The organism is Gleimia sp. 6138-11-ORH1 (genome assembly GCF_024814355.1).
Classification (GTDB): domain Bacteria; phylum Actinomycetota; class Actinomycetes; order Actinomycetales; family Actinomycetaceae; genus Gleimia.
In genome coordinates, this window is sequence record NZ_JANUXV010000002.1 from 1 (window position 1) to 22,578 (window position 22,578).

General features: G+C 50.4%; 25 protein-coding genes and 1 pseudogene. 4 read left to right on the top strand and 22 right to left on the bottom strand.

The window, feature by feature from the left end:
- Both NXS08_RS03580 and NXS08_RS03585 read left to right on the top strand, forming a co-directional pair.
- On the top strand, window positions 1–595 hold a 595-nt coding region (locus NXS08_RS03580), incomplete at its 5' end, for a tetratricopeptide repeat-containing protein (RefSeq protein WP_259137391.1).
- A gap of 161 nt (window positions 596–756) precedes the next feature.
- Complete coding sequence (locus NXS08_RS03585) at window positions 757–1,488, top strand: DUF6318 family protein (RefSeq protein WP_259137393.1); 732 nt, start codon at window positions 757–759, stop codon at window positions 1,486–1,488.
- A gap of 37 nt (window positions 1,489–1,525) precedes the next feature.
- Here NXS08_RS03585 and NXS08_RS03590 read toward each other — a convergent pair whose 3' ends face one another.
- From NXS08_RS03590 to alr, 8 genes are all read right to left on the bottom strand, one after another.
- A complete protein-coding gene (locus tag NXS08_RS03590; RefSeq protein ID WP_259137395.1) occupies window positions 1,526–2,044 on the bottom strand; it encodes an excalibur calcium-binding domain-containing protein in 519 nt (172 codons plus the stop codon).
- Between the two features lie 414 nt (window positions 2,045–2,458).
- Window positions 2,459–3,202 (bottom strand): succinate dehydrogenase/fumarate reductase iron-sulfur subunit, encoded by a 744-nt coding sequence (locus NXS08_RS03595; RefSeq protein WP_259137398.1) that lies wholly within the window; start codon window positions 3,200–3,202, stop codon window positions 2,459–2,461.
- The gene (locus NXS08_RS03600) at window positions 3,199–5,172 is read right to left on the bottom strand and encodes a fumarate reductase/succinate dehydrogenase flavoprotein subunit (RefSeq protein WP_259137400.1); all 1,974 of its coding nucleotides are present in this window, start codon (window positions 5,170–5,172) and stop codon (window positions 3,199–3,201) included. Before NXS08_RS03600 ends, NXS08_RS03595 begins: the two co-directional genes overlap by 4 nt.
- A gap of 11 nt (window positions 5,173–5,183) precedes the next feature.
- Window positions 5,184–5,888 carry a succinate dehydrogenase cytochrome b subunit gene (locus tag NXS08_RS03605; RefSeq protein WP_259137402.1) on the bottom strand — a complete coding sequence of 235 codons (705 nt, stop codon included), beginning with the start codon at window positions 5,886–5,888 and terminating at the stop codon, window positions 5,184–5,186.
- Between the two features lie 214 nt (window positions 5,889–6,102).
- The gene (locus tag NXS08_RS03610; protein WP_259137406.1) at window positions 6,103–6,663 is read right to left on the bottom strand and encodes a GNAT family N-acetyltransferase; all 561 of its coding nucleotides are present in this window, start codon (window positions 6,661–6,663) and stop codon (window positions 6,103–6,105) included.
- Window positions 6,664–7,338, bottom strand: coding sequence for a tRNA (adenosine(37)-N6)-threonylcarbamoyltransferase complex dimerization subunit type 1 TsaB (tsaB, locus tag NXS08_RS03615; protein ID WP_259137409.1), 675 nt, complete (start codon window positions 7,336–7,338; stop codon window positions 6,664–6,666).
- On the bottom strand, window positions 7,338–7,898 hold the full coding sequence (gene tsaE / locus NXS08_RS03620; RefSeq protein WP_259137412.1) for a tRNA (adenosine(37)-N6)-threonylcarbamoyltransferase complex ATPase subunit type 1 TsaE: 561 nt from the start codon (window positions 7,896–7,898) through the stop codon (window positions 7,338–7,340). Before tsaE ends, tsaB begins: the two co-directional genes overlap by 1 nt.
- Window positions 7,899–7,944: 46 nt before the next feature.
- Window positions 7,945–9,138 (bottom strand): alanine racemase, encoded by a 1,194-nt coding sequence (gene alr, locus NXS08_RS03625; RefSeq protein WP_259137415.1) that lies wholly within the window; start codon window positions 9,136–9,138, stop codon window positions 7,945–7,947.
- 109 nt (window positions 9,139–9,247) lie between these two features.
- Here alr and coaA point away from each other — a divergent pair, with 109 nt between their 5' ends.
- Window positions 9,248–10,216 carry a type I pantothenate kinase gene (gene coaA / locus NXS08_RS03630; RefSeq protein ID WP_259137417.1) on the top strand — a complete coding sequence of 323 codons (969 nt, stop codon included), beginning with the start codon at window positions 9,248–9,250 and terminating at the stop codon, window positions 10,214–10,216.
- A gap of 635 nt (window positions 10,217–10,851) precedes the next feature.
- On the opposite strand, the pseudogene NXS08_RS07410 reads toward coaA, so the two are convergent.
- The 7 genes and pseudogenes from NXS08_RS07410 to truA all read right to left on the bottom strand — a co-directional run.
- Window positions 10,852–11,389 (bottom strand): annotated as a pseudogene (locus NXS08_RS07410) (ABC transporter ATP-binding protein); the annotation flags it as partial.
- Window positions 11,346–12,953, bottom strand: a complete 1,608-nt coding sequence (locus NXS08_RS03640; RefSeq protein ID WP_259137421.1) for an iron ABC transporter permease — start codon at window positions 12,951–12,953, stop codon at window positions 11,346–11,348. The gene NXS08_RS03640 and the pseudogene NXS08_RS07410, both read right to left, overlap by 44 nt.
- A gap of 68 nt (window positions 12,954–13,021) precedes the next feature.
- Window positions 13,022–14,104 (bottom strand): iron ABC transporter substrate-binding protein, encoded by a 1,083-nt coding sequence (locus NXS08_RS03645; protein ID WP_259137423.1) that lies wholly within the window; start codon window positions 14,102–14,104, stop codon window positions 13,022–13,024.
- A gap of 475 nt (window positions 14,105–14,579) precedes the next feature.
- Window positions 14,580–15,935, bottom strand: a complete 1,356-nt coding sequence (gene glmM / locus NXS08_RS03650) for a phosphoglucosamine mutase (protein WP_259137425.1) — start codon at window positions 15,933–15,935, stop codon at window positions 14,580–14,582.
- A gap of 191 nt (window positions 15,936–16,126) precedes the next feature.
- Window positions 16,127–16,618, bottom strand: a complete 492-nt coding sequence (gene rpsI, locus NXS08_RS03655) for a 30S ribosomal protein S9 (protein WP_259137427.1) — start codon at window positions 16,616–16,618, stop codon at window positions 16,127–16,129.
- A 44-nt stretch (window positions 16,619–16,662) separates the two neighbouring features.
- Entirely contained in the window at window positions 16,663–17,106 is a 444-nt protein-coding gene (gene rplM / locus NXS08_RS03660) for a 50S ribosomal protein L13 (RefSeq protein WP_259137429.1), read from the bottom strand.
- 237 nt (window positions 17,107–17,343) lie between these two features.
- Window positions 17,344–18,249, bottom strand: coding sequence for a tRNA pseudouridine(38-40) synthase TruA (gene truA, locus NXS08_RS03665; RefSeq protein ID WP_259137431.1), 906 nt, complete (start codon window positions 18,247–18,249; stop codon window positions 17,344–17,346).
- A gap of 25 nt (window positions 18,250–18,274) precedes the next feature.
- Between truA and NXS08_RS03670 the strand changes: the two genes are divergently transcribed.
- The gene (locus NXS08_RS03670) at window positions 18,275–18,400 is read left to right on the top strand and encodes a hypothetical protein (RefSeq protein WP_259137433.1); all 126 of its coding nucleotides are present in this window, start codon (window positions 18,275–18,277) and stop codon (window positions 18,398–18,400) included.
- Window positions 18,401–18,415: 15 nt separating this feature from the next.
- Here the strand turns inward: NXS08_RS03670 and rplQ are convergent, their stop codons facing one another.
- From rplQ to map, 7 genes are all read right to left on the bottom strand, one after another.
- On the bottom strand, window positions 18,416–18,907 hold the full coding sequence (gene rplQ / locus NXS08_RS03675; RefSeq protein ID WP_259137435.1) for a 50S ribosomal protein L17: 492 nt from the start codon (window positions 18,905–18,907) through the stop codon (window positions 18,416–18,418).
- 55 nt (window positions 18,908–18,962) lie between these two features.
- Window positions 18,963–19,952 carry a DNA-directed RNA polymerase subunit alpha gene (locus NXS08_RS03680; RefSeq protein WP_259137437.1) on the bottom strand — a complete coding sequence of 330 codons (990 nt, stop codon included), beginning with the start codon at window positions 19,950–19,952 and terminating at the stop codon, window positions 18,963–18,965.
- Window positions 19,953–20,086: 134 nt separating this feature from the next.
- Window positions 20,087–20,491, bottom strand: a complete 405-nt coding sequence (gene rpsK / locus NXS08_RS03685) for a 30S ribosomal protein S11 (RefSeq protein WP_259137439.1) — start codon at window positions 20,489–20,491, stop codon at window positions 20,087–20,089.
- Window positions 20,492–20,529: 38 nt separating this feature from the next.
- Complete coding sequence (gene rpsM / locus NXS08_RS03690; RefSeq protein ID WP_259137442.1) at window positions 20,530–20,898, bottom strand: 30S ribosomal protein S13; 369 nt, start codon at window positions 20,896–20,898, stop codon at window positions 20,530–20,532.
- Between the two features lie 148 nt (window positions 20,899–21,046).
- Window positions 21,047–21,163 (bottom strand): 50S ribosomal protein L36, encoded by a 117-nt coding sequence (gene rpmJ, locus NXS08_RS03695; protein WP_006547420.1) that lies wholly within the window; start codon window positions 21,161–21,163, stop codon window positions 21,047–21,049.
- A 37-nt stretch (window positions 21,164–21,200) separates the two neighbouring features.
- A complete protein-coding gene (gene infA, locus NXS08_RS03700) occupies window positions 21,201–21,422 on the bottom strand; it encodes a translation initiation factor IF-1 (protein WP_259138019.1) in 222 nt (73 codons plus the stop codon).
- A 238-nt stretch (window positions 21,423–21,660) separates the two neighbouring features.
- Complete coding sequence (gene map, locus NXS08_RS03705) at window positions 21,661–22,503, bottom strand: type I methionyl aminopeptidase (protein WP_259137445.1); 843 nt, start codon at window positions 22,501–22,503, stop codon at window positions 21,661–21,663.
- Between the last annotated feature and the right edge of the window lie 75 nt (window positions 22,504–22,578).

Consider the following 22,578-nt stretch of genomic DNA (forward strand, 5'->3'; position numbering starts at 1 on the left):
CGACACCCTCACTAGTCGCAATAACCTCGCCAGCGCATACAAAAAGTCTGGACGTTTAAAGGAAGCGATCTCCCTCCATGTAGAAAACCTCAAAGCAAGCCTTCACGTGCTTGGTGAAAACCACCCCCATACGCTCACTAGTCGCAATAACCTCGCCAGCGCATACCGAGATACCGGGAGTTTAGACAAAGCCGTCCCCCTCTTTGAAGAAAACCTTGAAGCAAGAAAACGAATCCTTGGTGAAGACCACCCCGACACCCTCACTAGTCGCAATAACCTCGCCAGCGCATACAAAAAGTCTGGACGTTTAAAGGAAGCGATCTCCCTCCATGTAGAAAACCTCAAAGCAAGCCTTCACGTGCTTGGTGAAAACCACCCCGACACCCTCGCAAGCCGCAATAACCTCGCCAGCGCATACCAAGAGGCTGAGCGCATAGACGAAGCCATCCCCCTCTTTGAAGAAAACCTAGAAGCAAGTAAACGCTTACTTGGAAAAAACCACCCTTTCACTCAGACGGCTATTTCTAATCTAATGGCTGCCTATATAGAAGCTGGAAAATTTACGGAAGCATATCAACTAAAACAAAGTCATTAACAGCGTTCGCCCATTTCAAGACACTAGAATTCAAATCAACATTCACCTACGCCCTCGGGAATCAGCTTAGGAAACTGTGGAATATGCCAGTGAAATACTTGCCGGGAACTGTAAAACCGCTAACCTAGAAACGACAGCACATACTTAACCTAAGGAAAATCGTGAAAAACAAAGGTCTCCCTCTACTGGCAATATTGTCATTTGCTCTCCCCCTGGCTGCTTGTAGCAACACTCCTAATAGCGCAGACACACAACTACCAGCCTCATTATCCGATGCCAAAAAACAGCAAGCTGAAGCGCAAAACTCCTCTAACTCACAAACTGGAACTACAGTGACTAAAGACGAGGACGGGAGCACCACCACAACCACTCGAGCGAATCTAACCCCGACCGATATCCCAAACGTTTACAAGTCAGATACTAAGATCCCCCGGCCGCCCCTATCAGCAAAATACTCGAATCTAAAATACCCTGCAGAGGGTTACGTTAAATCTCTCGAGGGAGCCACAGAAGTAGCCAAATACTTTGAAGAATCTCTGACAATCTACACCATCGCTTCCGCTGACGTGAAGCTATTCAACGAAGTTTGTGATAGCAACTCAGAATTCTGCAGGCAGTTTGCTTTTATCACCGAAAATCAAACGGCGGACGGTAGCTGGTTCTCTGACTACACCCTCAACAAAATTGATTATCAGCCTGCAAAATACACTGACGATAACCAAATGGATGAAGTCGTGATAGCTTTTACCGCCCACCGTTCTGAATTTGAATATTTTAATGGCTCTGAGCTTACTTTAGAAGTTTTTCCCGCAGCCACTTTTAAACAGGAACTTATCTTAAAATACGTTGATGGTATGTGGAAAGTTACTGGATTCGAAACTAAAAAAGAGTAGGAAAACAGAATAAGTAAGCGGAGTGTTTGCGAGTTTCTTACTCGCAGGCTACCCCGTCGCCATCTCTATCTAAAGCCGGACGGTAGCCTGGCTGACCACGGTACAGTGGCGCAGCACCAGCATTTCGGGCTTCAGTGCAGTTCTTAAAATAGCTCTGCGCTGGAGCCTGTTGCTGTTGTTGCTGCACAGCTTGCTGTTGTTGCTGAATCTGTGCTTGACGCTGGGCTTCTTGCTGCCGCAAGGCTTCTTGACGGGCAGCTTCTTCTTGAGCTTTCCGTTCAGCTTCAGCGCGCTGACGAGCTTCTTCTTCAGCTTTGGCTTTCTGCGCAGCTTCTTCTTCAGCCTGTCGAGCGGCTTCTTCTTCAGCCTTACGCATTTCTTCAGCTTTGCGTTCTTCTTCCTTGCGAGCCTCTTCTTCAACCTGCGCTTTTTGGGTTTCTTCTTCATCGGTTAATTTGCTAAAGAAACCATCAGAATTACCACCGGAACAAGCAGAAACTAGCAAAGAAATAACTAAGAAACTTGCGCTGATTTTAGCCATAGCAATTTTACGCATGATAGACCTCTCAAACACTACGAAATGGGATATAAGTAGATACTAACAAGATACAACTTACTTCCCTATAACTCAAGTAGCAAAGGCATTATTTTGCACCGTTTTAGAAAAGCCCCACAGTCACCGCAACCGGATACCTAAAAGTTCCGAAATACAAGACTAAGGCGAATATTCAATCCGCCTAGAAACACAGACCTGGGAACATTCATATTGCAACACCGCAAAGATGCGGTTCAGGTAATATCCGCGTAAAACACTCTTATTACAGCAAAAATGCGGGTTGGGTTTCGCCGTAACTGGCGGAACCCAACCCGCAGGTTTAAGGTATTTACCTTTAGCAGATCTTTTTGCTTAGATTCTCTTCCCCGTTACATTCGAGCAACTTAGGGTATGCAGAACCTCAGCAGTTTAAGATCAGATGCCCTTGAGAACTGCTTTGCCTAACTGGCGGTTCAAGGTGGAGATTACGTCCAGAGGAATTTCCTTAGGACATACGGCTGCACATTCACCAATGTTGGTACAGGTACCAAAGCCTTCTGCGTCGTGCTGTGCCAACATGTTGGTTACACGGGTAAGGTTTTCAGGCTGACCTTGTGGTAGCAGGTTCAGGTGAGTGACCTTTGCAGAGGTAAATAGCATAGCGGAAGCATTTGGGCAGGCGGCGACGCAAGCGCCACAACCGATACATGCTGCTGCTTCGAATGCGCGTTCAGCTTTATCTTTAGGAACTGGAGTTGCGTGTGCGTCAGGGGCTGAACCGGTGTTTACCGAGATGTAGCCGCCTGCCTGGATGATACGGTCCAAGGCTCCGCGGTCAACTACCAGGTCTTTAATGACTGGGAATGCGGTGGCGCGCCATGGTTCGATGGTGATGGTGTCACCGTCGTTGAAGGTGCGCATATGCAACTGACAGGTGGTGGTGACTTCTGGGCCGTGGGCTACGCCGTTTACGACTACGCCACACATACCACAGATACCTTCACGACAGTCAGAGTCGAACGCTACTGGTTCTTCACCGCGTGCGAATAGTTCTTCGTTAAGGATGTCGAGCATTTCCAAGAAAGAGGAATCTTCAGAGATACCGGCAACCTTGTACTCGTGCATTGCGCCACGATCTTGTGGACCATTTTGACGCCAAATCTTGAGGGTAATGTTCACTTGTAGCTCCGCTGTTTCAGCTCGATGTTATTGTAAACTAGGTCTTCCTTGTGCAAAGTTGGGACGCCATCAGCGCCGAACTCCCACGCGGCGACGTAGAGGAAGCGATCGTCTTGACGCTTTGCTTCGCCTTCTTCTGTCTGAGATTCAGCGCGGAAGTGGCCACCGCAGGATTCTTCGCGGTGCAGTGCGTCAATACACATCAGCTCGCCCAGTTCAAGGAAGTCCACTAAACGACCCGCCTTTTCAAGGGACTGGTTCATTTCGCCAATGGACTTGCCCGGGATACGAACATCTTTCCAGAAGTCTTCGCGTAGCTTACGGATCATGCCGATTGCTTTCTTCAAGCCAGGTTCGGTACGTTCCATGCCACAGTATTCCCACATGATGTTACCCAGTTCTTTGTGGATTGAATCCACCGAACGGGTGCCGTTTACGGCCATCATCTTGTCAATACGTGCTTGGGTTTCATCCAAAGCTGCTTTAACTTCAGGAGTGTTTTCATCAACTTTATTGAAGCCAAATGCGTCGGCCAAGTAGTCGTTGATGGTGTTCGGTAGTACGAAGTAGCCATCGGACAGACCCTGCATAAGTGCGGATGCGCCCAGACGGTTTGCTCCGTGGTCAGAGAAGTTAGCTTCCCCGGCTACGTACAGACCTGGCAGGTTCGACTGCAGGTCGTAGTCAACCCACAGGCCACCCATAGTGTAGTGAACTGCCGGGTAGATACGCATTGGGGTTTCGTATGGGTTGTCACCGGTAATACGTTCGTACATGTCGAAGAGGTTACCGTATTTAGCTGATACAGCTGCCTTACCCATGCGGTTGATTGCGTCAGCGAAGTCCAGGTAAACGCCGCGGGCAACCCCGTCGATTTCTGGCCCTACGCCACGGCCTTCGTCACACATATTCTTTGCTTGACGGGAAGCGATGTCACGGGGAACCAAGTTACCGAATGCTGGGTAGATGCGTTCGAGGTAGTAGTCGCGATCTTCTTCAGGAATTTCGCGTGGATCCTTCTTGCAGTCTTCCTTGCGTTTTGGTACCCAAATACGGCCGTCGTTACGCAGCGATTCTGACATTAGGGTCAGTTTGGATTGCTGGTCGCCGTGCTGTGGAATACAGGTTGGGTGAATCTGGGTGTAGCAGGGGTTGCCGAAGTAGGCGCCCTTGCGGTGTGCACGCCACACGGCGGTGCCGTTACAGCCCATCGCGTTAGTGGAGAGGAAGAATACGTTACCGTAACCACCGGTTGCCAATACCACTGCGTCAGCGATGTGTACTTCCAGTTCACCAGTAACCATGTCACGAGCGATAATCCCGCGAGCGCGTCCTTCCACCACGATTAGTTCTACCATTTCGTGGCGGGCGTATTCGGTGACGGTTCCTGCTTTAACTTGGCGTTCCAGAGCCTGGTAAGCGCCGATTAGAAGCTGCTGTCCTGTCTGTCCGCGAGCGTAGAAGGTACGGGATACCTGTACGCCACCGAAGGAACGGTTGTCCAGCAGGCCACCGTATTCGCGGGCGAAGGGGACGCCTTGGGCGACGCATTGGTCGATGATTGCAGCGGATACTTCTGCTAGACGGTAGACGTTTGTTTCGCGTGCGCGGTAGTCGCCACCTTTTACGGTGTCGTAGAACAAGCGGTGTACTGAGTCGTTGTCGTTACGGTAGTTCTTTGCTGCGTTGATACCGCCTTGTGCTGCGATTGAGTGTGCGCGGCGGGCGGAGTCTTGGTAGAAGAATGCGGAAACTTGGTAGCCCATTTCGCCGAGGGACGCTGCGGCTGCCCCACCGGCCAGGCCGGTGCCGACGATGATTACTTTGAGTTTCCGGCGGTTAGCTGGGTTTACAAGTTTTGCGGTGAATTTGCGTGTTTCCCAGCACTGTGACAGAGGCACATCAAGAGGAGCCTTTGTGTCCGCGATTTTCTCGCCTTCGCGGTACAGGCCATGGATCATTTCAGACATGTCGCCCTACCTCAGTTAATGTATCCAATGGCGATAGCCACTGGAGGAGCCATAAATACTACGAATACTAGACCGGCCACAATGCCACCTGCGACGGTGGCTAGGTGCTGGGTGTTGCGACGGAGCCAGCCGATTGACTGGAGTGCAGACCAGATACCGTGTCCAATGTGCAGGGCCAGTGCGCCTACGAATACGGCGTACAACACTACCAGTGCGGGGTTGTTGAAGGCGCCGACCATACGGAGGTATGGGGATTCTTCGGTGGCGGGGAAGCCTGCTGGGATGTGTGCGGTGGTGAAGTGAAGAATGTGGAAGATTACCAGTAGTAGCAGGATTACTGCAGTGAACCGCATGGTGCGGGCTGCGTAGGATTCAGCTACGTTCTTCTTCACCGTGTAACGGTCTTTACGTGCTCGGTTGGAGATGTACCAGGTGTGGAAGGCTGCGCCAACGTGGATAACAGCCATGGTAATCATGGAGAGACGGAAAATTAGGATGAGACCACCGTGTGGGAGTAGTGGGTAGAAGGCGTCGCCTTTTAGCCAGTGTGCGTAGTGGTCGTATGCTTCTTGGCCGAAGAACATCTTCAAGTTGCCGTAAGCGTGAACGATAACAAACATAACGAAGAACAGGCCGGAGATTGCCATGAGCTGTTTTACGAAAACGTTTGTGCTCCAGGCTCGGCGCTGCTTCGGTGCAACAGATTTAGTAGACATACTTGAAGATTACCTAACACAGTGTCATTATTTATGCGCCGTGGGTCCTAGACTTAATCCGGGTTTTTCCAAAAACTGTATTTTCCTTGTAATAGAGGGGAAAAGTCCTTAAGGTTTGGTTTCTTCTTTCTGCTTTTTTGCGCTTGTGATTCAGAAAATTTCGCAGTTTTTTAAGCGATTTTCGCAAGCATGACTTTTCTAAATAGAAATAAGGTTAAAGATGTGCTGGTTTTTCTTTTAATTCTAAGATCATCACCAGTGCGTCCTCGACTGGGTTACGGTAGTAGCGTTTAATCTGCCCGACTTTTTCGAAGCCGAGTTTTTCGTATAAGACAATTGCCGGCTGGTTGGAAATGCGGACTTCTAGGATTAGTTTTTCCACTCGGCGGACGGGGCGGGTAATCTGTCCGGCACTGATAAATTCCACTTCAGTTGCTTTTTCGTCTTGGAAAAATACTTTTCCTTCGGGGGCGAAGCGGATTTTCTTAACTTGGTTGATTAGTTCTTTTACGAGGGCGGTTCCCAGGCCTTTTCCGCGTTGGGATGGAAGTATGCCTACGGTCATTACGTCTGAGTCTATTCCCAGCCGTACTCCGGCGTAGCCGATCAGGGTGTCTGCTTGAAAGGCTCCTAGGTAGAGTCTATCTGGGAGAGTTAGTTCCTCTGTGAGCATACTTTCAGTCCAAGCGTCGGCTGGAAATATCTGGGGTTCCAGCTCGATTACTTGAAATAAGTCGGCGGGGCCAAGCTGCCGATAGGTAATCTTTGAGGACATTTATACCTTACCGGTGTGTACGTCGGGGCGACGCAGGTAGAGTGGTTCGGTGTTAAAGTCGGTTTCTCCAGCTGCTAAACGGGTTTTCACCAGCCGGTAGGCTACCGCGATTTGCAGTGGTTTTACCGGTACGGCTGAGGCGAATACGTCACTGTAGATTTCGGTTCCTGCACCAACGAATTTAACGGGTTTACCCCTATATTGGTTGGCGATTTCACTGGCTTGGGCTACCTGCGGGCCATTTAGGCAAGTAACGTCGTCTGGGCCGTTAGCCAGGTAGTGGGCTGAGTAAACTTCTTTACGGCGAGCGTCAGTTACCACCACAAGTTCTTGGTCGGCTGCGAAATTATCTAGATATTGCCGCGCAATCACATCTAATGAACACACTCCACGAACGGGAACGTCACATACTTTCCCCAGGACTCGGGCAGTAACTAATCCTGCGCGTAAACCGGTGAACGGAGCTGGCCCTGTGCCAACAATAATCTGCGTTAAACCGGCCTTTTTCACCGGGGTGGGCAATCCTGCTTTAAGTAGCGCTTCAGAGATTAAAACTGACAACCGTTCAGTGTGAACTCTGGATGAGTTTTCTTCTACTACCGAGAGGATTTCTCCGCCGGTAGAGACAACTGCAACTGAGGCTCCGAATGAGGTGTCGATACACAAGGTAGTCATTAGTTTTCCTCCTGCGCAGCTTGTAGTGCCTGCGATAAAGTTTCTGCCAGTACTGCTTCATCCCACCGGCTGCCGATTGGTTTAAAACGGATTACTCGCTTACCGGTGTCTATATTTTCTAAATTAACGGTTTCTTCCGTATCAACCTGGGGTTCTAGAACTTCTGCCCGGATGGTAATTTCTAAGCGGTGTTCACTAAGGGATTCTGTTTTTCCTTCTCCCCATTCAACTACTACCACTGCTTCGGTTAAGAGCGTGTCCAGGTCAAGGGTTTCTAAATCGTCTAAGTCAGTAATTCGGTAGGCATCGACGTGAACTAAGTCCGGGCCTTTTACTCCGGCTTGATTCACCTGCCCGGCGTGGACGCGGGAAATAATGAAAGTGGGGGAAGCTACCCGTCCTGCGACATTCATTCCCCTACCCAGCCCCTGTGTGAAAGTGGTTTTTCCTGCCCCCAGGTCACCGCTTAACATCAGCAGGTCGCCGCCGCGAACTAAAGTTCCTAAAGCGTATCCGATCGCCTGGGTTAGTTCGGGTGAATCCACCTTAAGCTCAAACATTATCTTCCTTATTTCTTTAGCTTTTTAGCTTCTCTACTTGCCCAGCTTAAACGTATTCGCGGGGAACCCGCGACCCTAAGCGGGTTACTATCTCATAGTTAATAGTGTTACACGCTTTCGCCCAGTCATCTACGGACGGGCAGTTAGGGAATTTAAGCGGATTACCGAAAAGCACCGTGGCGTCTCCCGCCACTGCCGGTGGAGGTAACGCTTGCCCGTTTTCATCAACTGCTGGCCCTAAATCAATCATGAACTGGTCCATACAAACGCGTCCCACCACTTTGGCGCGTAACTGCCGCTGCCCCGAGTAAACAGAAACTTCTGCAGCATTTGAAGCGTGCCGAGGAACCCCGTCACCATATCCTAAAGGAACCAGTCCCAGCCACCTGTCAGTAGGTGCTTTCCAAGTCCCCCCGTATGAAACGGTTGCGCCGGCTACTACTCTTTTTACCTGCATCAAGTTGGCAACTAAGTTCATCACCGGCATTAAGCCCAGTTCAGCTGAAGTTGCTACCGCTGGGTTGGGAGTTAATCCGTAGAGTCCAATCCCGTCTCTGACCATGTCATAGCGCAGTTCAGGATGCCAAAGAGTTACCGAGGTCGCCCCTAAATGTCTTATAAAATCAGTTACGCCTGCCTCACTGAGCAGTTTACAACCAGCTTCAAAAACCTCTTTTTGCATAGCGGTAGCTTCTACACCGCCCTCGGAAAACTCATCTGCGTGAGAAAGATGCGACCAAATCCCCACTATTTTAAGTGAATCAGAAGCCAACGCCGCTTCAACTAAGGCGGGGAACTCTTCCAAGGTGGCTCCCGCTCGGCTCATCCCAGTGTCGATCTTCAGATGCAGGCGAGCCGGATTCTGCGGATTCGCGCAGTCGGCAAGCATAGCTACCTGCACCGCAGTGGAAGCGGCAACTTCAATTCCTCTTTCAATCGCTTCAGTTGCCACTAAAGTTCCATCTGCCGGAATCACCCAGGAAAATAAGGTTACATCGGAAAACCCCGCTAAATCTAAAGCATCTCTAACCGTTAAAGCTTCTTCAATTTGGGCTACCCCAATCGCCTGATAGCCGGCGCGTGCTAAAGCCACTGCAATGGAAGCGTGTCCGTGCCCATACGCGTCAGCCTTCACAATCCCCAAGTGGCGCGTCTGCGGAGCTTTTTGCATCAGCAACTTCGCATTATGCGTCAAAGCTGAAATATCAATCAACGCTCGGGCTGGATAGGAATAGACCACTGCAACTCCCCTACTACTTTTAATAACTTCTCTTATTTTATAACTTAATCGCAATTTTCCCGATTCTTGCCAGTCGCATTTTCACGCTCTTTCAGGCACAATTACAGGCGTGACCTATTATTCTGCCACTGAAAGCTCCACCCCTAAACCGGGTATTTTTGAGCATTTTTCCCGCCAAACATGGCGGCGTTTAGCCGCCGACGCGCCGCTTCCCCTAACCAGTGCAGATATTACTACCCTCACTTCCCTCGGTGACCGCCTGGACATTCGTGAAGCCGATATTATCTATCGCCCACTTTCGGCTCTTTTAGAAATGCATGTCGCAGCTAATCGAAAATTGGCTTTAGAAAGACAAGCATTTTTAAAACAATCCGCCGCTATCCGCACCCCGTTTATTATCGGCATCGGCGGTTCCGTAGCGGTAGGAAAATCCACGATCGCTAGGCTTTTGTTGGAATTGCTACGCCGTTGGCCTAATACCCCACACGTGCAGCTGGTAACCACTGATGGGTTCCTATATCCAAATGCGGTATTAGAAGAACGCGGTTTAATGACCCGCAAAGGCTTTCCCGAGTCCTATAACCGGGCGCAGTTACTGAGATTTCTAGCTGCTGTGAAAGCCGGCGAACCGGTAGTTACCGCCCCCATGTACTCGCACGTCACCTATGACGTTACCAGCGACGTAGCTGTCATCACTAACCCCGATATTCTTATCGTCGAGGGTTTAAACGTGCTCCAGCCGGCTCGTTCTGGGCCGGGCGCGTTGGGAACTGTCGCAGTTTCTGACTACTTCGACTTCTCTATCTACGTTGATGCAGACGCCACTGACATTCAAGAGTGGTACATTGAGCGGTTTAAGTCGCTGAGAGAAACTACTTTCAGCAGAGCAGACTCCTACTTCCACACGTACGCATCCCTTTCCGATGCGGAAGCAACCAGCAAAGCCCGGCAAATTTGGAAAACCATTAACCTGGTTAATCTGGAGGAAAATATCCTCCCCACTCGTGACCGTGCTTCCCTAATTATCCGTAAAGGCTGTGACCATCAGGTAGAGGGCCTGTATCTGCGTCGCCTTTAATCCACTCTGGGCAGTTTCCCTTTGAGGTAGTTTTCCCCTGAGGTATTTTTCCTCTGAGGTAGTTTGCCCAGAAATAGTCTCCCTTTGAGGTAGTTTTCCCGTGAGGTAGTTTCCTGCCCCTTATAAGTTCGCAATATCAACGCCCTCGGAAAAAACTAACTCGTATTCTCCACCCAAAATGATCTCTTGTTGGGCAGGAACTCGAACGCTAATAGTTTCCCCGCTGGCGCGCGCCACCACATCAACAACCTGCGAGTGCCCGTAAAAGTGAATACTGCGAGCTACCACCAGTTGTTCTTGCGGAACAGCCGTATCTGCCAAACGCAGCTGCACCTGTTCCGGGCGAATAAAACACTGATCGCCAGTAACCTGGGTCAGCAACTGCAACCCACCGCACAAAAGCCGGTTAGGGATCACCGATCCTTCCCCAATAAATCTTGCTATCGAAGCAGAAACCGGTTGGAAATAAACCTCCCGTGGTGACCCGCACTGCGCCACTAACCCGTCTTCTAAAATCGCCACCTGGTCAGCGGCGCTCAGAGCTTCACTGCGATCATGAGTAACAAGCAGAATCGGGATCTGCTGTTTGCGTAAAATTTGGAACACTTCAGCACGCACCTGCGTGCGAAGTTGCGCATCTAAAGCCGAAAACGGTTCATCTAAAAGCAGAAGCCGCGGCGACGGCGCTAAGGCTCGGGCTAAAGCAACTCGCTGGCGTTGTCCCCCGGAAAGTTCATGCGGGTAACGCTGCGCTAAAGTATCTATTTCTAAAAGCGCCAGCAGCTCTTTTACCCGCGGGTGAGCTGCCGCTTGTCGCTTGGAAACTCCGCGTAATCCATAGGCAATATTTTGCGCCACCGTAAGATTCGGAAACAGTGCCCCCTCTTGGGGAACCAACCCAATGCCTCGGGAGCGAATCGGAAGCTGCAATAGGTCGATTGGAGCAGTTTCACTATCACTGTAGATCGCTTCCCCAGCGTTAGCGGTATGTAACCCCGCCAGGACTCTCAAAAGCGTAGTTTTACCTGAACCAGATGCCCCTAAGACTGCGGTGACTTCACCGGTTTGCAATTGCAAATCGATACCTTTAAGTACTTCAGGCCCTTTTCCGTAATTTGCTTTAATGCCTTTAATTTCTAGCATTTCCGCTCCTTTTAACAAGGTATTTTTCATTCGTCCGAACAGGTGGTTCACTGCGGGAGGTCAGCTCAGTTGGTAACGCTTTTTTCACGCTGGCTGCTAAAAGCAAAGTGGGAACTATTCCTAAAGCTACCAGGACTACCCCAATCGGCGCTGCCGCCCCGTAGGCGTTAATGGAAGAAGCGTTCCACAGTTCAGTCGCTAAAGTCACTGTGCCAGTGGGTCGCAGCATCAATGTGGCGGGCAGTTCTTTCATTACTGAAGTCATAACTAAAAGCCATCCTGCGGCTATGCCTGGCCAAGCGTTAGGTAAGCAGAGCTTAAACCAGACGGCCAGTTTAGCGTCTCCTAAAGTTTGGGCTGTTTCTTCGACCTGCACGGGAAGTTGCGCAAAACTGGCACGGGCAGAGCCCACGGATTTAGGGATGAATAAGATTACGTAAGCAATCAGTAAAGATAAGGTCGTCTGGTAAATGCTGGGCATGAGACGCAAAGTTAAAGTCACCATCGCTAATGCCAACACTACTCCCGGAAGTGAGTTTCCAACAAAGGTAGCTGTTTCTAAAATGGCACTGTACCGTGTTTTTACGCGGGCTGTAAGATAGGCCAAAGACAGTCCAGCCACAGTGGCAATCGTCGCGGCAATAACCCCTAAAAGCAGGGTGGATAAAGCCGCTTCACCGATTCTTCCCCAGTCGGTTTCATAACGTTGATTGTTAAAGAAAGTATGTAAGAGCGCTGCTAGAGGAGCAACCACAGAGGTTAGGAAAACTGTCGTTAAGAAAACTATTCCCAGGGCATTTGCCCAAACGGGAGTTTTTTGTTGGTAACGATAGCTGCTGGTAGCAGTTTGGTTGTTAAAGGCACGGAGTTTTTGTTCCGCGTAAACAATCAGCCCAGCAGTTAAGGTTAGTATCAGCGCTAAAGAAGCGGCGCGGGCGTGTCCGGCGCCGCCGATTAGCTGGGAGTAGACTCCCACGGTAAGTGTTTCATAGCGCATCATCGAAGGCGCCCCGAAGTCTGAAAGTACGTAAAGGACCACGATTAAAGCTCCGGCGCTGGTGGCGGGGAGGATTTGGGGCAAGATTAGAGTGCGAAAGATCCGAAGGCGACTTTGTCCTAAGGTGAGGGCTACTTCTGCTGGCGCGTAGTCTGCTTTTGCGAAAGCGGCAATAGTGGGGACGGTGACAAAGGGAGTCCCGCAGAGGGTAAGCACTAAAGCCAGGGGCCAAAATCCGAATGCGGTGGGAAAACTTGATAGCCAAGCATAGGAGGCAACGAAGCTGGGAACGGCCAGGGGAAGGGCAGCTAAAGTTACCCAAAGTCGTTTACCTGAGATGGTCAGGTTGGTGATTATCCACGCGGTGGCAACTCCTAAGATGGTGGCGGCAGCTGCGACAGTGAAGATGAGCCATCCGGTATTGATAAAGAGTTCCAGCGTTCGAGGGCGCCACAGGGTGTTAAAGACTGCTTCTAACCCATCTGAAAAAGCGCGCCACAGTAGGTAGCTAATGGGAAGGACTGTAATTCCCGCGACGATTGTGGCAATTAGGTAATGGGTGGTGGAGACTACGGATTGTTGATGACGTGTCTGCATAGATTTATTAATTAAGCTAAGGGACTGCCCGCCTCTGCTTGGCAGGCAGTCCCTTATGGTTGCTTAGTTTAGAGCAAGCCTACTTTGGTGAGTAGTTTAATGGTTTCTTCCAGTGAATCTAGCTTAGCTAGGTCAATGTCAGCGCCACCAAGTTCAGCCAATGGAGGTACGTTTGCAGGTTCACCAATACCAGCTACCAGTGGGTATTCAGCAGTGTTTTCCATAAAGTACTTCTGAGCTTTTTCGGAAAGTAGGTATTCAGCGAAAGCGTATGCGTTTCCGTTGTTTTCAGCATTCTTCAAGATACCTACGCCGGTTACGTTAATGAGGGCGCCTACGGTGCCTGGCTTACCGAACTTAAGCTGTGCGCGCAGGGTCTTTGGATCCTGTTCGGAACGTGCCCAGTAGTAGTGGTTGATTAAGCCTAGTTTTACACCACCGGTGTTTACTGCTTCGAGGATTTCACCGTTCTTAGCGAACTTCTGAGGTTCGTTTGCGATGATCTTATTTAGCCATTCTTCGGCTTTTTCTTCGCCTTCAGCAACGCGTAGTGCGGTGACGAAAGATTGGAAGGAAGCATTTCCGGGGGCAATCCCAATTTGGCCCTTCCATTTTGGATCGGTTAGTTCCCAGATGTCTGCTGGTACTTCGTCTGCTTTTAGAGTCTGGGAGTCGTAGGCTACTACGCGGGCGCGTCCGGTTAGACCTACCCAGCTGTGGTCTTTAGCTGAGTACTTTGCATCAACTTTTTCTGCTAATTCGTGGGGGAAGTCAGTAAACATTCCTTTTCCGCCCACTAGCCCAAGTGCTCCTGCGTCCTGGGAAAGGAATACGTGAGCTGGGGTTTTGTCTGCTTCTTCAACTAGCTGAGCAGCTAGTTCAGGAGTCCCTGCGTAGCGAACATCTACCTTAATCCCAGTGTCTTTGGTAAATTCTTCCAGCAGTGGTCCCACAAGTTTTTCGTTACGTCCTGAGTAAACTACCAGGGTTTCGTCTTTGTTAATTTCTGGTTTTGTATGTGTGTGGGATTCACTCTTTGATTCAGTGGGCTTATCTTCTGCTTTTGGTGCTTGAGTGGCACCGCCGCAGGCAGCCAAGCTGAGAGTAAGGATTCCGGCAGTTGCGAATGTCGCTAGCTTACGGATTTGCATAGTTTGGGTCTCCTATTTGTTGATTAGTTGGGGTTTTCCTCCACCAACCCAGTTAGGCTAACCTAATAAGATTTATTTCGCAATAGTTTCATTTCCTAATTACCTGTAAGAAAGCTGAAGATTCCCTGTCTCCGACAAACGCAATCGGGAACAATCGCCTATTTTTTAAGGATTTGCACTTTCATTTTGTTTTTACGCAGCGGTTTTTAAGGCTACTTCGAATACCTCACATTTTTAAAGATTTTTGATTTTTACGCTAAAAATAGATTTTTTTAAGACAGGCAGTCACTTAATATTCGACTATTTTATAGGCTCCCTAACAGCCAATTTCTCCTCTTACTATTAGTCTCTTTATCAAACTTTCACTTTCAACTTAGAAACTATTTGGGCGCAAGGATTATCCTTACGCCCAAATAATCGAGTTATTTAATTTTCCAGTTTCAACCTGCCTTCAGCAAAGGCAGAAACCAATCGATTAATACCCTAAACGTTCTTTAACCACCCCTGCCAGAGCTTTCGCTTCCGTATCTGCAGCTTCCTGGGTCGCAGCTTCCACCATTACTCTAACTAATGGTTCAGTGCCCGATGGGCGAAGTAAAACTCGCCCGCTATTGCCCAGGCGTTGCTTAGTTTCTGCCACAGCTAATAGGAGCGCCTCATCTGTGTCGGCTCGGTTCTTATCTACTCCAGAGACGTTAATTAAAGTTTGTGGCAGGCGTTTCACGAAATCCGTAAGCTCAGCTAAAGTCTTACCGGATTCTTTAACCATCCGAGCAATGAGTAAGGAAGTGAGCACTCCATCTCCGGTAGTTGCGTGATGGGCAAAGATGGTGTGTCCGGATTGTTCACCGCCCAGGGTATATCCTGCTTCACGCATGGCTTCTAAAACGTAGCGATCCCCTACCCCGGTTTGGACTGTTTTAATTCCCTTTTCTTCCATTGCCAAAAGCAGGCCCAGGTTAGACATGACAGTTACCACCAGGGTGTCTTTTTCCAGCTGTCCACGTTTTTGTAGATCTACTGCTAAAGCACCCATGATCTTATCGCCGTCAATTAGATTTCCCAGATGATCAACTGCCAGGCAGCGGTCTGCGTCGCCGTCATATGCGACTCCGAAATCTGCATTCGCGGCAACTACAGCCGCCTGTAACTGTTCTGGATGAGTCGAACCGCAAGCTTCATTGATGTTGCGCCCATCGGGGGAAGCGTTAATTACTACTACTTCCACACCGGCTTCACGAAGTGCTTCAGGCCCCAGTTTCCAGGCAGCTCCATTAGCGCAATCAACTACCACTTTTAAGCCGGTTAGGTCTGCCCCCACCGCGTTTACTAAGTGTTCAATGTAGCTAGTTTCGGCGTGGGAGTCATTGTACTCAATTTCTCCAACTTCAGCGCCGATGGGGCGCTGCCAGTCAGTGTTGAGCAGGGCTTCAATCTGGTCTTCTACCGCGTCCTCCAGCTTATATCCTCCGTGGGCGAAGAATTTAATGCCGTTGTCAGGCATGGCATTGTGGGAAGCAGAGATCATCACGCCTAAAGCAACATCATCTTCGGTAGCGCTTAGGTGAGCTACCGTCGGGGTGGAAACTACCCCGATACGCACTACGTCCATTCCGGCAGCAGCAATTCCGGCTGCCAGGGCATGTTCTAAGAACTGCCCAGAAATTCGGGTGTCGCGCCCAATAATGGCTTTAAGTTTTCCGTGGGCAGGAGCTGGTTCATGTGCGTTAATGTAGCGAGCTACGGCTTCGCCCAGTTCCAGAGCTAAAGCTGGAGTAATTTGCCGATTGGCCAGTCCGCGCACTCCGTCGGTGCCGAATAATCTTGCCATCTGTTGCCTCCTCGAAGTCTTTTAGTACATAGAGTATTTTACGTGCTTAATCTAAAAATCAGCTCCATAGCACCTGATTTTTAACAACATCTGACGAATTTTAATGCTTTAGGTGCTTTGGAAAGGACTTTAGAAACGGAAAACCCCGCACCCAAAGGTGCGGGGTTTTGCCGAAAACGTCGAGTTGCAAATCAGCGCTTGGAGTACTGAGGTGCGCGACGAGCTTTCTTAAGACCAGCCTTCTTACGTTCGATTGCACGAGCGTCGCGAGTGAGGAAACCAGCCTTCTTCAAAGCAGGACGGTTTGCATCACGGTCGATTGCGTTCAGGGCACGGGAAATGCCCAGACGCAATGCGCCAGCCTGGCCGGAAATGCCGCCGCCGTCAATACGAGCAACAACATCAAAACGGCCGTCAAGATCTAATAGAACGAACGGAGCTTTAACTAGCTGCTGGTGCAACTTGTTAGGGAAGTATGCTTCCAAAGTGCGTCCGTTGATCTTCCATTCACCAGTGCCGGGAACCAGGCGTACACGTGCTACTGCACGCTTACGACGGCCCAAGCCTGCACCTGGAGCGGTGATGGACTTGCCTGCACCCGCAGGAGCGGATTCAGTTTCAGTTACATATGTGCTAGGGGTAGCTTCCTCTTCCAGCACATCGATTTCGGTGGTATCAGCCACAGTTCTCCTCAGTTTTCTTCACTGGCGTCCATAGCGCTGGGCGCTTACTGGGCGACCTGGGTGATCTGGTATGGAATTGGGTTCTGTGCTACGTGTGGATGCTCAGCGCCACGGTAGACCTTGAGCTTACGCATCTGTGCACGTCCAAGGGAATTCTTAGGGAGCATGCCTCGAACTGCCTTTTCTACGGCGCGTTCTGGATACTTTGCCATCAGTTCACGGTAAGAAACTGCCTTCAGACCACCTGGGAAACCAGAGTGGTGGTAAGCGAACTTCTTATCAAGCTTGTCGCCTGTTAGAGCAACCTTGTCAGCGTTAATGACGATAACGAAGTCGCCCATATCCATGTGAGGGGCGAAAGTTGGCTTATGCTTCCCACGAAGTAATTTGGCAGCTGCGGCTGCCAGGCGGCCGAGGACCAGGTCGGTAGCGTCAATGACGTACCACTGCTTGTTAGCGTCCTCTGGCTTAGGGCTGTATGTACGCAAGGGCGTGGCCTTTTCTCTAGTAATTCGGGGCGTTTCCAAGTTTAATCTACTACTTAGATGTAGCACCTGCTCGGAACGCTCACTTTAGCTTTTACTCGCGTCATTGCGTCCGGGCTGAAGACCAGCGAGTGGGAAAATATGACTGATCAGCGCACTCTGGACGCACAACATTTCTATGTTATCTACTTTTGTTACAGATAGCAAAGATAGCTATCTTTTAGTGGTAGACACCTCACTTTATTTTTCGCTTATTTCCTCAGCTTCGCAGAGGCTTCTAAAACGGCGTGTGAGACGCTGCTGGCTTTCCCATTCTTCAGCCGGCGGATAGTCTACTTTCGCTAAAGTAAGTCCGTGCGGTGGTGCCAGCGGAGCAGCCGCTTGGCGGGAAGGGTGTTCGATCAGGGACTGCAACCAGGTCAGCTCGCGTTTTCCCTTCCCTATTTCAACTAAGGCTCCCACGATGGAACGTACCATGGAGTGGCAGAATGCGTCCGCAGTTAAATGTACTTCTATCTCTGCTTCGGTGGCTCTTAGTTCCAACTTTTCTAAAGTACGTACTGTACTTGCGCCTTCTCTGGGTTTACAAAAAGAAAGAAAGTCATGTTCACCCAGCATCAGCTGAGCGCCCTCGCGCATCTTAGTTAAGTCCAGTGTTTCAGCTACCCACCAGGTGAAGTCTCCGCGCAGGGGGTCGTGTTTACCCGAGGTTGCCAGCCGGTAAATATAGTGGCGGCGTTTAGCTGCAAAGCGAGCATCAAAACTGGTTGGCACTTCGCTCAGTTGGTGCACAACCAGATCAGCTTGTCCGCCGCGTTTTTCCCGAGGGCGATCGATTAAGCGATTTAGGCGGCGCAGCAGGGCTTTTAATCCCTCCGCTACAGTATCAGTTTTGGTAACTGCGCTGAGCTCTGTAGCGTTCACCTCAAAATGAGCTACCTGGGCTTGCGCATGCACACCAGCGTCGGTACGTCCGGCAACGGTTAGTTCTATAGGGCGACGAAATACAAGTTCTAAGGCGTTTTCTAAAGTGCCCTGTACGGTGCGTTGTCCAGGTTGTTTTGCCCAGCCGTGAAAAGCGGTTCCCTTATAGGCACAGTCCAAACGGATCCGCGTAATGTTGGGAAGTTCAGTTGTTGCAGTCATATTTTAATAATACTCGGTGTACTTAGTGTCTTTTCTCTACGAAATTGCCGGTGACTACCCCGCCCGCCCAGTATCGACCATTATCGAAATGCCTTTTGGCTGGGAAATTGCAGGCGACCACCCTTTTTTACGGGGTGGTCGCCTGGGTTAGTCAGAAACTAGCAGTTCACTTGTCTTCTGAAGCTTCAGCTTCAACAACTTCTTCTGCTACTGCTTCTTCGGCTGCAGGTGCTTCTTCAGCTTCGGCAGCTTTCTTTGCAGTGTCTTCTGCTTTAGCAACAACGGCTTTCTTTTCTACCTTTTCGGTAACTAAAGAAATAACGCACATAGGGGCGTTATCGCCACGACGTGGGCCGATATTTACGATACGGGTGTAGCCACCTTGACGTTCTGGGTCAATAGATGGGGCAACAATATCGAAAAGACGGTAAAGTACGTCTTTGTTGCGGATGGTCTTAGCAACGGTACGGCGAGCGTGTAGGTCGCCGCGACGTGCCTTAGTGATCAGCTTTTCAGCCAGTGGCTGTAAGCGGCTTGCCTTGGCAACGGTGGTAGTAACCTTACCGTGTTCGAATAGATCTTGCGCAAGGTTCGCAATCATCAGGTTCTCGTGTGCGGCTGACTGGCCGAGACGAGGGCCCTTGGTGGGCTTAGGCATGATATCTCCTAGTTAAAACTCTCGATTGAAGAATGGTAAGAACCGTTCAGGACGTTTACTCGTCACTGAATTGAAGTGAGCCAGAGGATTCTGCTCCACCGGTGGGCAGTACGGAATCCTTCAAGGTCATACCCAAGCTGGCCAACTTCTCTTTGATCTCTTCAATGGACTTCAAACCGAAGTTACGGATGTCCAGCAAATCAGCCTCAGAGTGAGCAACCAGTTCGCCGACGGTAAGAATACCGCGGCGACGCAGCGCGTTGTAAGAACGGGACTGCAATCCCAGGTTCTCGATTGGCAGTGCCAGGTCAGCAGCCAGCGTCTCATCAGTTGCGGAAGGACCAATTTCGATACCTTCAGCTTCTACATTGAGTTCGCGGGCCAGACCGAATAGCTCTACAAGGGTCTTACCAGCAGATGCAAGCGCGTCGCGAGGGGTGATCGCAGGCTTAGTTTCCACGTCTACAATCAGACGGTCAAAGTCGGTACGCTGCTCAACACGAGTAGCTTCCACCTTGTAGGTCACCTTTAGGACTGGGCTGTAGATGGAATCAACTGGGATCCGAGAGATTTCAGCGTGGTCACTCTTGTTCTGGGTTGCAGAAACGTATCCACGGCCGCGTTCTACGGTTAGTTCGATCTCTACCTTGCCTTTTTCGGACAGGGTTGCCAAAACGAGTTCTGGGTTGTGAATTTCTACGCCAGCTGGAGGAGTGATGTCACCTGCGGTGACTACTCCAGCGCCAGTTTTACGTAGGTACATTACTACCGGAACATCGTTTTCGGAGGAAAGTACGATGTTTTTGATGTTGAGAATAATTTCTGCAACGTCTTCCTTCACACCCGGCACGGTGGAAAACTCGTGCTGGACTCCTTCGATGCGGATAGAAGTAACCGCAGCACCAGGAATAGAAGAAAGCAGGGTACGACGCAGGGAATTACCAAGAGTGTAACCAAAGCCTGGTTCAAGTGGTTCCAGAATGAAACGTGAGCGATTTTCGCTTACTTTTTCTTCTGTTAAAGTGGGGCGCTGTGCAATTTGCACGTCTTTTCCTTTCTTACCGACATCCGCTATATGACGCCGGTTCATTCTCCAGATTTCTGGAAGCAGGTGTTTATGTTACGAAGTATTAGCACTCGTAACTCGACGTGGAGACTACGAGGTCTCGATGAATACGCTCAGACGCGGCGGCGCTTGGGCGGACGGCAACCATTGTGTGCTTGAGGGGTAACATCCAAGATGGAACCAACCTCAATGCCGGTAGCCTGGAGGGAACGAATCGCGGTCTCACGGCCGGAACCGGGACCCTTAACGAAAACGTCAACCTTCTTTACGCCGTGTTCCTGTGCGCGACGAGCTGCTGCTTCTGCAGCTAGCTGTGCAGCGAAAGGAGTGGACTTACGAGAGCCCTTGAAACCTACCTGACCGGAGGATGCCCATGAAATAACAGCACCGGTTGGATCGGTGATTGAGACGATCGTGTTATTGAACGTCGACTTAATGTATGCGTGGCCGTGGGTAACATTACGACGCTCTTTGCGTCGTCCCTTACGGGCCACCGTTGAACGTGACTTAGCAGCCATTCTTTATCTCCTACGAGTTTAGTGGTGAACCCTACGGGTTACTTCTTCTTACCGGCAACCGTACGCTTTGGACCCTTACGGGTACGAGCGTTGGTCTTTGTACGCTGGCCACGAACAGGTAGGCCACGACGGTGGCGTAGCCCCTGGTAACAGCCAATTTCAATCTTGCGGCGGATATCTGCCTGAACTTCACGACGCAGATCGCCTTCAACCTTAAAGTTGCTTTCGATGTACTCGCGGAGCTTTACAAGATCTTCTTCAGTTGCGTTCTTAACGCGCAGGTCTGGAGAAACACCAGTAGCTTCTAGAGTTTCAGCGGCGCGGGTGCGTCCAACGCCGTAAATGTAAGTAAGCGCAATCTCCATTCGCTTTTCGCGAGGGAGGTCAACGCCGGCAATACGTGCCATATTTGACTCCATTAGTCAGGGAGGTGGTCACTTCACTATCTGCTCAGCGATTGCTTCCAGCCCCGGCCTCCTGTCCGAGGGTCCCGGTTGTTTCCCAGAAACTAACCGGCCAGTGAAATGCTTATTAAGTTAGCTACACGCTCAGGGATTAACGGCCCTGACGTTGCTTATGTCGCGGGTTGTCACAGATGATCATGACTTTGCCGTGGCGACGAATCACCTTGCAGTTGTCACAAATCTTCTTGACACTCGGCTGTACCTTCATGGTTATACCTCCGCCGGATAACCGGCTTAGTGTCTGATCACTTGTAACGGTATACGATACGCCCGCGGGTCAGATCGTAGGGGCTTAGCTCCACAATCACACGGTCCTCAGGCAGGATACGGATGTAGTGCTGACGCATCTTCCCTGAAATGTGAGCTAGAACGATATGCCCGTTAGCCAACTCCACATTGAACTTGCCATCGCGAAGAGACTCAACAACCGTGCCTTCCATTTCAATGACGCCGTCTTTTTTCGCCATATCCTCTATCGTTTCCTTACAGTTAACTAGCATTCTGAACGCGGCTGCGCCCAGCGAGTTCTCCTCTGAATATCCGTGTATGCAGATAGATAACCCGAATTACTACTTTAGTAAAGATACCGGCTAAAACTAAAGCCCTGGGAGTGTTAAATCACTCACTAAGCTATTAATTGTAGTCGCAGAACGTCCTTTTGAGACGTAGTTCCTAACCGCCCTCGGAAATCTCTTCAGAAATCGCTTAGGAAAGTGGCGTGGGTTTAATCCCAAAAGGAGCCAAACCAGCCACCCCACCATCGGGTGCAGTAAGCACCCAAATCCCCCGGGTAGTAATCGCCACAGTATGCTCCCACTGAGCTGCCAGCGACCCATCGACTGTAACGACCGTCCACTCATCAGCTAGAATCTCCGTCTGCGCACTGCCCGCGGAAATAATCGGCTCTACTGCCAAAACCATTCCCGGTTGCAGTTTCGCAGAACGCCCCGCCGCCGCATAGTTCAAAACCTCCGGAGGCATATGCATGGCAGTGCCAATCCCATGCCCGGTGTATTCTTCGACAATGTCGCCAGCGAAACCTTCTGCAACGTAATCTGCCAGCACGGCCTCGACGGCCTCCCCCACAGCGGAAACGTATTTGCCGGTGGTGAGGTTAGCTAGGGCTGTCCACATGGCTTCTTCAGTGAGTTTATTTAACTGACGAGCCTGCGTCGAGCCGTGTTCATCACCGCCCACAATCATCGTGAATGCTGCGTCAGCGTGCCACTGTTTGCCTTCTCTTTCCACGTAGGCACCGCAGTCAAAAGTCACTAAGTCACCAAGTTTTAGTTTTTCTGCGGTGGGGATCCCATGCACCACCACGTCATTTACAGAAATACACACGGTAGCGGGGAACCCGTGGTAGCCCAAAAAGTTTGATTTTGCGCCGTGTGCTTTAATCGTCGCGGCACTTACCGCGTCAAGTTCCAGCAGACTCACTCCCGGCTGGGCGGCTTCACGCAGTGCTTTATGCATGGCAGCGACCACCAGGCCAGCTTCACGCATATACCGTAGTTGCTGCGGAGTTTTCAGTTCAATTCTTGCCATTTTTGCTTCCGTTATTTTGCCTCATGTTAGCGAGGTTTTGCTTATCACAAGTGCCCACGCCAGAAGGCAATGGGC